Raw genomic sequence first — 12,633 nt, 5'->3', positions numbered from 1 at the left:
TTACATTCTCATCGGGCCAGCGCCGCCTGAACGGTTGCTACGTTTAGCAGAATCATTTGATGTATCTGAACCATCTGCAATGACCACTTTGTCACCGAGTTTTAAACCTTTGATGACTTGAGCTGTAGCGCGGTTGTTTAAACCAATCAATACAGGTTGAGGTTTTGCTGTTCCATCTGGCTGTAATACGCGAACCATGGCTCTAGATGCTTTACCTTGTTCAATTAAAGCTTTTTCTTCAGCCGATAATTCTAAGCGTGTTGGGCGCTGGTTTTGATGGGTGGTATCGTCGTTTGAGGTTTGTTGTTTTTCTGAATTTGTTTGACCACTGCGTTCGCTACGTTTGCCTTGTGGGCGATTTGAGCTTTGAATGGCTGAGGCAGGAATGGTGAGAACATTTTTGGCCTCATTCAATACAATATAAACCTGTGCAGTCATATCAATACGTAATTTGCCATCTTCATTCGGCACGTCAAAAAGCGCATTATAATAAACGGCCGTACTTGACGATGAAGTCGAAGAGTTACTGGTTTCGGTATTAATTGAATTGGGTGCGGGTTCTACTTGACGTAATTTTGCATAATGTTTTTTATCACTATTTCCTAAGGTAGTGAAATAGACCGTCTGACCTTGTTCAACTTTCATCACATCTGCTTCTGAAATTTCAGCCTTAATGGTCATGGTATCCAGTTTTGCCAACTTCACAATGGTCGGTGCACTTTGATTTGCATTCACAGTTTGACCTTCTTCAGTCACAATCGCGACAATTGTGCCATCCATTGGTGCCACAATTTGGGTGTAGCCTAAATCTTCTTTGGCGGTGGCTAAAGTGAGACGAGATTGCTCAATCTGTGCATTCATAGCTAAAATTTCAGCCTGTGCTGTTTTGTAACCGGCTAAAGCTGATTCTAATTCTGCTCGAGAAGTTGCATCTTGCGCGAACATCGCTTGTTGACGTTGATATTCTGCTTGAACTTTAGCGAGATTTGCCTGTTTTACAGCCAGTTGCGCTTGTTGATTTTTAATATTGGCTTCGGCGGTTTTTAAGTCATTTTCTTGACGAATAGAGTCAATTCGAGCAATCAGTTGACCTTGTTTAACTTGGTCGCCTAATACTACATACATTTTTTTAACCTGACCTGAAACCTGCGCGCCTACACTGACCATTTTGGTGGCTTCAAGTACCCCAGTGGCCAGTACTGAGTCTTCAATATCTGCACGAACGACTTCAGTGCTAATATATTGCGGTTGTTGTTGTTTCGGTTTTAAAAAAAACCATGCCGTTACTGCAAGCGCAAGAATACAGATCACAGCAATGACTATCTTGGATGATTTTATTTTTGGCATAATAGGCATGTAAATCAAGAAAATTTAACGAATTATAAAAGCTAAATAAGGATAAAGCGTGAACTTTTTAAAACAAATGAGAATTATTATTAGGGTGATCAGTTGAGCAAGATTCGAGAGTAGGATTAATTTTGAAGGCAAGTGGATGATTCAAAATTAATCAGCAAAAAGTAGTTTGATGAGGAACCATTTTATTCAACAAATAAACGTTGACCACACATACTGCTAATGGCTTGCAGAACCAAATGCTCGGCATTCTCAAAACCTAAACCTTTAATTGAAGCATCGATTCTTAACAAAAGTGCAGGCCAAGTTAAAAAACAGTTTGGATTTAAACGTCGTAATGCTTGTTGATATTGACTGACTTTATTTTTCCAGATTCCGAGTTGTAAAGCATTTTGTGGTTGTTCAAACAGTTGCATCAATAAGCGCATTTCTTTGCTAATGCTCCATAGAATCAGGCTCATTGGCTCACCTGATGCCATTAAATATTGAAAAATTTTAATGGCTTGAGCAAGATTCCCAGCAAGCAGGGAATCGTTTAAATCATAGGTGGTATAACGTGATTGATCTTGTAAACATGAATGTAGATGCTCGATTTGAATTAGATCAACTTCTGCAAACGTGTCACTCACACGCATTAAACTATTTTTTGCCGCCAATAAATTATGTTCATGATGCTGTTCAAGCCACTGCCATGCATCGTTGGCCAACTTAATGCCCAGTTTTTCTGCTTCAATCTTTAAAATACGTTGCCGATCTTGCGGATAGTTTGCGGTTAACGGCACTGTAACGCCATTGGCATCAATGACTTGGAAAAAGCTCGATTTTAAACTACTGCTGTCCTGTTTGGGCATGACCACCAGTAACAGGTTTTGTTCATTATGCTGAATATAGCTTTTAAGTTGTTTAATGCCGTTGGCATCGGGCTTAATCTGGCCATGCACTTCAATGGCAAGCTGATTCGAAAAAAGAGATAAACTATTTAAAGCATTAAATACATTTTTCCAGTCACTGGTATTACTGATATCGTAACGTTGGCGCTCAATTTCTTGCTTGTGCCAAGTCTTACGAAAAGCATCCAGTAAATTTTGCTCTAGTAACGGTTCTTGACCGTACATAATCCAAGCCCCACGCGCTTCATCTACACGTTTGAGGGCTTGAGCGTAGTCAAGTTTCATAAACGCTGTCTATTCAGGCTGAGTGGTGGATGAGCTAGATTTGGTCACGACTTTAGGTAAGCGATTTGACGCGATTTGACGGACAATTTGCTGAGCCAAATCATCAATAATGACCTGATTTAAATATTTTTGTTCTTGATCATCTGTGTTAACCGTTTCCACATTGTATTGATAACTGCGAGAAGCAGTAATAGTGCGTGGCTCTGTCACAGGTTGACCTTGTGCATCTTCTATACGAAATGTTACGGTCAGACGGAGTAAGGTTTCAACCAATTTACCGTTGAGTTCATGACGTTGTGGGGTGTAATCGAGTACACGCAGTACATAAGCATCTGGATTTTCACTCAGTTGAATACCCGTTGCACCTAAGTAGACCGCCAATTTTTCTTGTAGTTCTTCGGTATTGTTGGGGAGCACTAAACGCATTTTAGAATATGCGACAGGAGCAGTCGTCAGATTTGTTCCTTTTAAGTGAAAACCACAGCCGACCAAGCTGGCACTTAAACCCAAGGTTAATACAATCGCTGCCACACGTTGAACTAAATGCATGCTTTTTCCTTTGTGAAATTCTTCATCTTAAATATAGATTGAATCATCAGAGTGAATGATCCATGTGAATCATCATTTTTAAAATCTGCTTGATTTTAGAGTCAAAGCCCGTTGATTGACAACGGGCTTTGTTTGGTTTTTGTTGTATTGCTTAAAATTCTTGCTGGTATTAACCGCTCAGAAATCTATTCCATCAGATAAGAGTCCAACTCGCATCCTTGTGAAATAAAGTCTTCACATTAAAACCAGAAGCGATTTTATAGTGATCAAACCACTAAGTTGACCAGTTTATTCGGTACTACAATTTCTTTTTTGGTTGCACCAGTTAAGAATTGTTGTACTTCAGGCAAAGCTTTTGCCAAAGCTAATATTTCATCTTTAGAAAGATCAACAGCAACTTCAAGTTTACCACGCAGTTTACCATTCACTTGAACCACAATGGTTTGCGTGTTTCGAGTTAAGGCAGACTCATCAACGCTTGGGAAAAGAGCAGAGGTTAACTCAATTCCAAATTCAGCCAATAAAACTTGGCTTAAATGTGGCGCAAAAGGTGCGAGTAATGTTAAAAGTGTGGTAATAGATTCACGTGCAACAGCACTGTCTTGATCATTTTTTACTTCAAACTTATTGTTTGCATTGAGCAATTCCATCATCGCAGCAATCGCGGTATTAAACGCATGACGACGCTCGATGTCATCGCCCACTTTTTGAATGGTTTCATGGGTCTTACGACGCAAGTCTTGTGCTTCTGTAGACAGTTGAGCAAGATCAAGAGGCGTTACTGAATAGTCTTTTTCTAAGAAGCCTGTTGCTAAACGCCATACACGTTTTAAGAAGCGGTTTGAACCTTCAACGCCGGCATCAGACCATTCAAGGGATTGGTCAGGTGGAGCAGCAAACATCATAAACACACGTGCGGTGTCTGCACCGTACTGGTCGATAATGGATTGCGGGTCGATGCCGTTATTTTTAGACTTCGACATTTTTTCTTGACCGCCAACCACAACCTCTTGACCGTCTCCAGTATATTTGGCAGAAAGAATACGACCTTTTTCGTCCTTTTCTAATTCAATATCCGCTGGGTTAAACCACGTTTTTTTACCAGATTCAGCTTCGCGATAGAATGTGTCTGCTAAAACCATCCCTTGTGTTAAGAGGTTAGCGAAAGGCTCATTGCCTTGAACCACACCTTCATCACGCATAAGTTTATGGAAGAAACGTGCATAGAGTAAATGAAGGATGGCGTGTTCTACACCACCAATGTATTGATTCACAGGTAACCAAGATTGTGCAGCTTCTGGTTTAACCATGCCGCCTGTAAAGTCTGGAGATGCGTAACGCGCATAATACCAAGACGATTCGACGAAAGTATCTAAGGTGTCCGTTTCACGACGTGCATCGCCACCACAGCTTGGACATTGAGTTTCATAGAATTCAGGCATTTTATTTAAAGGGTTGCCTGAACCATCTGGAACTACGTCTGTTGGAAGAATCACCGGAAGTTGTTCTTCAGGCACAGGGACTTGACCACAGGTATTACAGTTGATCATTGGAATTGGACAACCCCAATAACGTTGACGGGATACACCCCAGTCACGTAAGCGGAACTGAACTTTCGGGTTTGCCAGTTGTTGCGGCTCAAGTTTAGCTAATAATGCATCATATGCTTCTTGAATGGTTAAGCCATTCAAGTCACCTGAATGGATTAGTTTACCTTCTTTCGCGCCATACCAATCTTGCCATGTGGTTGAATCATATTCGCCATCATCTGCTTTGGCATTGTCAATCACTTGAGTGATTTGAAGACCGAATTTATTGGCAAATTCGAAGTCACGTTCATCGTGCGCAGGTACGCCCATTACCGCACCAGAACCGTAGGACATTAAGACATAATTGGCAATCCAAACCGGAACTTCTTCACCCGATACAGGATGTTTTACGAACAAACCTGTAGCCATGCCTTTTTTCTCGGCAACAGCGAGGTCAGCTTCGGCCACTGAACCCATACGACATTCTTCAATGAATGCAGCAAGTTCAGGATGACCGGCTTCTGATTGAAGGGCAGCCGCTTTAAGTGCAATGGGATGCTCAGCAGCAACAGCCACATAACTCACACCCATTAAGGTATCTGGACGTGTGGTATAAACGCTTAAGCCTTCTGCATAAATTTCAGTATTTGCAGAAGGGAAAGTGACATCCATCCCTTGTGAACGACCAATCCAGTTGCGTTGCATGGTTAAAACTTGTTGCGGCCAACCATCTTTAAGCGAATCTAAATCGTCTAATAATTCTTGTGCATAATCGGTAATGCGGAAGTAATACATGGGAATATCACGTTTTTCAACCAATGCACCCGAACGCCAACCCCGACCATTTTCAACTTGTTCATTGGCAAGAACAGTCTGATCGACTGGATCCCAGTTTACGGTGGAAAGTTTACGGTAAATAAGCCCTTTCTTATATAACTGAACAAATAGCCATTGTTCCCAGTGGTAATACTCAGGTGTGCAGGTCGCAAATTCACGATCCCAATCTACAGATAATCCTAGTTTTTTGAGCTGATCACGCATATACGCGATATTTTCAAAGGTCCACTTTGCTGGTGCAACTTGATGTGCAATTGCAGCATTTTCAGCGGGTAAACCAAAAGCATCCCAACCCATAGGTTGCAGCACAGTTTCACCTTTTAAACGATAAAAACGGCTGATCACATCGCCAATCGTATAATTACGCACATGACCCATATGCAGTTTGCCACTCGGATAAGGGAACATCGAGAGGATGTATCGATGCTTTCCTTCAACAGTATCGGCAACTTTAAAGGCTTTGCGAGATTCCCAATCCTGTTGGACTGTAGGTTCTATCGCACTGGCTTGATATTCAGGGTCAATGTGAGAAATAGTCATATACGTATATAAAGAACAAGGGTTAAAAAGTTTGTTGCACAGCATAGCGCAAAATGCACCTAAAAGTGAATTTTGCGCGAGACATAACGCATAAAATATAAAAGTTATTTAAAGCTCAAAAGCAGAAGTACGCTTGAAAATAGATTGTCCGCTCAATCAATAATTACTCGTTGGATTTTGAATGCGATCCGCTTCACGCATGGAGGGTGCTGGAGGAATTGCACTTTCTGGAATTTGCGGGATTTCGACCACAGGTCTACTTTCTTGAGCTGCTTTTTCCGCTTCTTTTGCAGCCTCATGTGCAGTTGAATTTTCTGAACGATTGGGCGACGTCAGTGTTGAAGCCGAATTCCAGCCGTACGTTTCCACTTTGCCTTTTTTCTGAGCTGATTTTGGGGGAAGTGTGGTGGTGTAGTGGGTAGAGCCTTTGGCATCAACCCACTTATAATATTCTTTGGCAAAACTTGAGGTAGAACCCAAACTCAATATTAAGCAGAGTGGGATAAACGTGATTTTAATGACAGGAAAAGAAGATGGCATGATGAGTAGTTCCTTATTTTAATCATTACTCGTATAGTATTTAAATCGACAGAATAAAGTTGGGTTATTTTATCTGTTTTTGATTAAAGAGCAGAAAGAATAAGCGAATAAAAAGCAGTCACAAGCAACAGGTTTTTTATCCAAACGATAGTGTTCTTGCCTCAATCCTTAATGATCATAGAATTAAAAACTTAAACCGTCTTATATAATGATGTTGTTTAATGCTTGATCAATTGTAACCATGTCTATTTAAAACTATTCAATCAATTCTAAAAATTGATGAGAATAACTTATTCAACATATAATATTTTTTTATTAATAATTTCTTAGACTTAGCGAAGTGCTTGGTTTTTCTAGCAAAATATAACGTCATGAATATTTTAAAAGAAAAGGATTTAATCTAAAAAACCACAAGCTTGTAAATAAACAAAAAAAAGCCAATCTTTCAACTTGACTTTAACAGTCGAAACCACAAAAATACTCACTGTAGTTTTATATGTATTTATTTGATCACCCTTCGAATAAATATCATGTCATGCAATGGGCACTCTCTCTAGCCGAGAAAGTGAACAGAGTAAACAACCAAATGTATTTATCCCAATACGTTTGAGGTCTCATTTTGCTCAAACAGCAAACAGACCAGATTTTTTTCCTATTGCTGCGAAAACTATGAAATATGTGTGCTATAACAGAGCGCACAATTAAATGAATGAATCACTGTTTATGTCTCCCATAACACAGTGAAAAAATATTAGGGTGAATCACGTTGGAACTTTTATCTGGTGGTGAAATGCTTGTTCGCGCATTAGCGGACGAAGGCGTTGAACATGTTTTTGGGTATCCAGGCGGCGCAGTACTTCATATTTATGATGCGCTCTTTCAACAAGAAAAAATCAATCATTACCTTGTACGTCATGAGCAAGCTGCTGGTCATATGGCAGATGCATATTCACGTGTTACAGGTAAGACGGGCGTTGTTCTCGTCACATCTGGCCCTGGTGCCACCAATACAGTAACGCCTATTGCAACAGCCTATATGGACTCAATCCCAATGGTGATTTTGTCTGGTCAGGTTGCTTCACATCTAATTGGCGAAGATGCATTCCAAGAAACTGATATGGTCGGTGTTTCTCGTCCGATTGTAAAACATAGTTTTCAAGTACGTCATGCGAGTGAAATTCCTGGGATTATTAAAAAAGCCTTCTATATTGCAGCTTCAGGCCGTCCAGGTCCTGTGGTTGTCGATATTCCAAAAGATGTGACGAATCCTGTGGACAAGTTTGCTTACGAATATCCTGAAAAAGTAAAGATGCGTTCATATCAGCCACCGCACCGTGGTCATTCGGGTCAAATTCGTAAAGCGATTGAAGAATTAATTAGTGCTGAACGTCCTATCATCTATTCAGGTGGTGGTGTGGTTCAAGGTAATGCTTCTGAACTACTGACTGAACTTGCACATCTGTTAAATTATCCAGTCACCAATACTTTAATGGGTTTAGGTGCTTTCCCTGGAGATGATGAGCAATTTATTGGTATGTTGGGCATGCATGGTACGTATGAAGCCAATATGACCATGCACAATGCAGATGTGATTTTGTGTATTGGGGCTCGATTCGATGACCGTGTCACCAACAACCCTGCAAAATTTTGTCCAAATGCCAAAGTGATTCATATTGATATCGACCCAGCGACGATTTCAAAAACGATTATGGCCCACATTCCAATCGTGGGTGCAGTTGAACCTGTACTGCAAGAAATGTTAGTACAGTTGAAACAAATGAATGTTTCAAAACCAAATCCGGGAGCGATTGCGGCATGGTGGTCACAGATCAATGAATGGCGCAAGGTTCATGGATTACGTTATGAAGCAGGCGTTAATGGTGTAATGAAACCACAACAAGTGGTTCAAGCACTTGACCGTGTGACCAATGGTGAAGCGATTATTACCTCTGACGTAGGACAGCATCAAATGTTTGGTGCTAATTACTATACCTATAAGCGTCCACGCCAATGGATTAACTCGGGTGGTCTAGGCACTATGGGTGTTGGCTTGCCGTACGCAATGGCTGCAAAGTTAGCATTTCCTGATCAACAAGTCGTATGTATTACAGGTGAAGCATCTATTCAGATGTGTATCCAAGAATTATCGACCTGTAAGCAATATGGCTTAAATGTCAAAATTCTTTGCCTCAATAACCAAGCTTTGGGCATGGTTAAGCAGTGGCAAGATATGAACTATGAAGGTCGTCATGCAAGTTCATATGTCGATTCATTGCCTGATTTTGCTAAACTCATGGAAGCGTATGGTCACGTAGGTATCCAAATTGATCATGCAGATGATTTGGAATCTAAGCTTGAAGAAGCGATGGCGATTAATGATAAATGCGTGTTCATTAATGTGATGGTTGACCGTACAGAACACGTTTATCCAATGTTGATTGCAGGTCAGTCTATGCAGGATATGTGGTTAGGAAAAGGGGAGCGTACAGCATGAGACATATTATCTCTGTACTTGTAGAAAATGAGGCAGGTGCGCTTTCTCGTTTGGTGGGTTTATTTTCTCAGCGTGGTTATAACATTGAAACTTTAAATGTTGCGCCTACCGAAGATTCGACCATGTCACGTCTTACGCTAACCACGTATGGTGATGATCATAAAATTGAGCAAATTACCAAACAACTGAATAAATTGGTTGAAGTGGTTAAAGTGGTGGATTTGTCTGAAGGTGCGCACATTGAACGTGAGTTGATGTTGATTAAAGTCAAATCATTGGGTTCATCGCGTGCTGAAATTAAGCGCACAGCAGATATTTTCCGTGCTCAGATCGTAGATGTTTCACCAACAACCTATACGATTCAAATTGCAGGAACCACCGAAAAACTGGATGGTTTTATTGATGCTCTGGCTGAAAATACCATTCTTGAAGTGGTGCGTTCAGGTGTATCAGGCATTGCACGTGGCGAAAAAGTTTTAACAGTTTAATTTTATATTCCCAATTCATCCCCTTCTTAAATCAAGGAAAGGGGGAGCTTAATCTTAGCCGATTAAGTTTGAAAGAACACAAAAGCATTTAAGCGGAGACAGCAATGCAAATTTTTTATGATAAAGACTGTGACTTATCTATCATCCAAGCTAAAAAAGTAGCCATTATTGGTTACGGTTCACAAGGTCATGCACATGCGCTTAACCTTAAAGACTCAGGTGTTGACGTAACTGTAGGTTTACGTGCCAACTCTACTTCTTGGAAGAAAGCTGAAAATTCAGGTCTTAAAGTTGCTGAAGTTCCTGCTGCAGTTGCTCAAGCTGACGTTGTGATGATTTTGACGCCAGATGAGTTTCAATCACAACTTTATCGTGATGTGATTGAACCAAACATCAAGCAAGGTGCGACTTTAGCATTTGCACACGGTTTCTCGGTTCTTTATAACCAAGTTGTGCCACGTGCTGACTTAGATGTGATTATGGTTGCACCTAAAGCACCAGGACATACAGTACGTTCAGAATTCCAACGTGGTTCTGGTGTTCCTGACTTAATCGCCATTCACCAAGATGCGTCTGGTAATGCGCGTAATGTCGCGCTTTCTTACGCTTCAGGCGTAGGTGGTGGTCGTACTGGTATTATCGAAACTTCATTCCGTGAAGAAACTGAAACTGACCTTTTTGGTGAGCAAGCAGTACTTTGTGGTGGTGCAGTTGAATTGGTTAAAATGGGTTATGAAACTTTGGTTGAAGCAGGTTATTCACCAGAGATGGCATACTTCGAATGCTTACACGAACTTAAATTAATTGTTGATTTAATGTTCGAAGGCGGTATTGCGGACATGAACTATTCAGTATCAAACAATGCTGAATATGGTGAGTATGTAACGGGTACTGAAGTCATTAACGAACAGTCTCGTGAAGCAATGCGTAATGCACTTAAGCGCATCCAATCTGGTGAATATGCAAAAATGTTCATTCAAGAAGGTGCATTGAATTATCCATCTATGACTGCGCGTCGCCGTCAAAATGCTGAACATGGGATCGAAGTAACGGGTAATAAACTTCGTTCTATGATGCCTTGGATTCAAGCAAACAAAATCGTAGATAAAGAGAAAAACTAAGTTTTTACTTTGTTAAACGATAAAAAAGCCGCTCAAATGAGTGGCTTTTTTTATGATACATTATTTTATATTCCGCATAATTGGATGTATTGAACAATGAATATAAAATTATTAATAAGTATAAGTGTATTTTCTTTTTCTTCTGTAGCTTGGTCTCAAGAGTCTACAAATAGTGCAAAATTTGAGCCGCTTAGTGATGTACGTGTTTCTATGCAGCGCATGTTACGTTCTGTTGAAGGTCGTTATTTCCTTGATTTATACGCAGGCATTTGGAATCCACATGGCACGCTTTATGATTTGAGAGATCAGAATGTGGTGGCTTTTAAAGGTTCGCAAAAAGCAGATCAACTTCATTTAAAATCTGTCAAGGTGAATGGTGATTCCGCTTCATCTGAGCAATATCAGCTTAGTGGGCATTTAGATGCCAATACTGGAAACATGGCGTCTACATTCAGTGCTTTGCACAGTTCATTGAAAACACCAATCCAATTTGAACCCGCATTTAAAGCTGCTGAAAAACCACGCTTTGTCTTTAAATTTTATGGTTTAAAAAATATTAATTTAGCTGGAACTGATCGCTTAAAGCAAGTTGATGTGATTAACAAATTAGATCATAAAGTAGTGCAAAGCCTGACCAATTTTGATGCTTATCCTAAAAGTATCGGCTATATGGATATCAATTTTGATGGCTACTATGATGTAGTTTTATCTGATATTTCAAATACATATAAAGTGGAAGATAAACGGTTTATTTATTGGATGTATAACCCTAAAACAGGTCAATTCCAACGTTCACCTCAACTTGAAAATATTGTTGGCTTTCCAAGCTTGCATGGCGAAAAACAACAAATTGATTTTGGAAATGGGCAAATCTATCAGGTAACAGATGGTTTGTTAAATCGCCTTGAGTAATCAAAGTTGAATTTAATTTAGATAAAAAATTTTACTTTCTATTGATTTTAAAAGGATTTTTTTCTAAAATCAGAATAATTTGATTAATTTCAACAAAATAACAAAAAATGATAAATTTATTGAAAAATATTATAAAAATGATAACAAAGTCACACTATTTTTATTAAATATGAATTAAATTACATAGTTTTGTAAGTTAAGTAACTTTAGTGGATGTTTGTGTAAGTGCTATTTTTTTAAAAAAAATCAATAAAATCAAATTGCTATATATTATTCTGCTTTATGTTATATGGGGTTTTGATTCAGATATTTTTTAATATTTGAAAACTCCTAAATTGAGTTCAAATTTATATAAAAAACTTGATAAAAATAAATAACTTTGAGTATTTGTAAGTAAATATAAACAGTTAATAAATATATTGTGAATAATATCGCTATTGTGTTTTTTTTGATCAAGCATCCTAAGATGGCTTAACGGTTACACAAGATTACTCACGGAACAAAGAGTTAACAGGGTAATCGTTAAAACTCTTACAAATGCATATTCTTTTTTATAAAGAAATGGAGAAGACCATGAATAATATGACACAAGCTGCGTTAGCAGTCTTAGTACTCGGTGTTTGTTCAACAGGCGTTTATGCAGAGGATGAAGCAGCAAGAGGTGGTGGTTATAATTGGGGCAACTGTACAACTTTAGGTTGTGAAAAAGATATTCCAATTAAATTAGAAATACCTAAAAAATGTGAAATTTTAGGGGGATCAGCAATTACTTTAAGTAAAGATGGGGGTGCTAAAACCTCAAACTATACCGTTAGAAGTAATACGCATTATACCTTGAATATTCAAACAGCAAACACAGGTACTTCTGCGAGTACTTATGTCAAACATGAAGATGATAGTAGTGTACGTGTATCAACTACAATCGGTACAACTAAAGCAGGCGGTGGGGCTATCCCATGGGGTAATTCAAATCACAACGGTCTAGCGGATGATGTTTATACCGTTTCAGTGAATAACTCTGCTGTGAGTGCATTCCAACGCGCGGGTACATATACTGACACTTATCGTATCAAAGTGTTCTATTAATGCTGTTAT

10 protein-coding genes are annotated in these 12,633 nt (G+C 39.3%); 5 read left to right on the top strand and 5 right to left on the bottom strand.

The features are described 5' to 3' along the window. From H0S58_RS11520 to H0S58_RS11500, 5 genes are all read right to left on the bottom strand, one after another. On the bottom strand, window positions 1-1,347 hold the full coding sequence (locus H0S58_RS11520; RefSeq protein ID WP_195727616.1) for a MacA family efflux pump subunit: 1,347 nt from the start codon (window positions 1,345-1,347) through the stop codon (window positions 1-3). A gap of 191 nt (window positions 1,348-1,538) precedes the next feature. Further along, window positions 1,539-2,528: a DNA polymerase III subunit delta gene (gene holA, locus H0S58_RS11515; RefSeq protein WP_193889943.1), complete on the bottom strand. Its 990-nt coding sequence runs from the start codon at window positions 2,526-2,528 to the stop codon at window positions 1,539-1,541. Between the two features lie 9 nt (window positions 2,529-2,537). Continuing rightward, complete coding sequence (gene lptE / locus H0S58_RS11510; RefSeq protein ID WP_195726577.1) at window positions 2,538-3,077, bottom strand: LPS assembly lipoprotein LptE; 540 nt, start codon at window positions 3,075-3,077, stop codon at window positions 2,538-2,540. Between the two features lie 266 nt (window positions 3,078-3,343). Beyond that, entirely contained in the window at window positions 3,344-5,983 is a 2,640-nt protein-coding gene (gene leuS / locus H0S58_RS11505; RefSeq protein ID WP_195726576.1) for a leucine--tRNA ligase, read from the bottom strand. A 156-nt stretch (window positions 5,984-6,139) separates the two neighbouring features. Continuing rightward, window positions 6,140-6,523 (bottom strand): DUF4124 domain-containing protein, encoded by a 384-nt coding sequence (locus H0S58_RS11500; protein ID WP_195726575.1) that lies wholly within the window; start codon window positions 6,521-6,523, stop codon window positions 6,140-6,142. A 766-nt stretch (window positions 6,524-7,289) separates the two neighbouring features. On the opposite strand from H0S58_RS11500, the gene H0S58_RS11495 reads away from it, so the two are divergent. From H0S58_RS11495 to H0S58_RS11475, 5 genes are all read left to right on the top strand, one after another. After that, on the top strand, window positions 7,290-9,017 hold the full coding sequence (locus H0S58_RS11495) for an acetolactate synthase 3 large subunit (RefSeq protein WP_195726574.1): 1,728 nt from the start codon (window positions 7,290-7,292) through the stop codon (window positions 9,015-9,017). Continuing rightward, window positions 9,014-9,505, top strand: coding sequence for an acetolactate synthase small subunit (gene ilvN / locus H0S58_RS11490; RefSeq protein ID WP_053578796.1), 492 nt, complete (start codon window positions 9,014-9,016; stop codon window positions 9,503-9,505). Before H0S58_RS11495 ends, ilvN begins: the two co-directional genes overlap by 4 nt. A 104-nt stretch (window positions 9,506-9,609) precedes the next feature. Next, complete coding sequence (ilvC, locus tag H0S58_RS11485; RefSeq protein WP_053578795.1) at window positions 9,610-10,626, top strand: ketol-acid reductoisomerase; 1,017 nt, start codon at window positions 9,610-9,612, stop codon at window positions 10,624-10,626. A gap of 96 nt (window positions 10,627-10,722) precedes the next feature. Beyond that, window positions 10,723-11,538 (top strand): XAC2610-related protein, encoded by an 816-nt coding sequence (locus tag H0S58_RS11480; RefSeq protein ID WP_195726573.1) that lies wholly within the window; start codon window positions 10,723-10,725, stop codon window positions 11,536-11,538. Between the two features lie 573 nt (window positions 11,539-12,111). Next, window positions 12,112-12,624, top strand: a complete 513-nt coding sequence (locus H0S58_RS11475; protein ID WP_092718315.1) for a hypothetical protein — start codon at window positions 12,112-12,114, stop codon at window positions 12,622-12,624. The last annotated feature ends 9 nt before the right edge of the window (window positions 12,625-12,633 follow it).

It is taken from the genome of Acinetobacter sp. TTH0-4 (assembly GCF_015602665.1).
Lineage (GTDB): Bacteria > Pseudomonadota > Gammaproteobacteria > Pseudomonadales > Moraxellaceae > Acinetobacter > Acinetobacter albensis.
The sequence above is the reverse complement of the archived record's forward strand: the minus strand, read 5'-3'. Positions and strand labels throughout refer to the sequence as shown.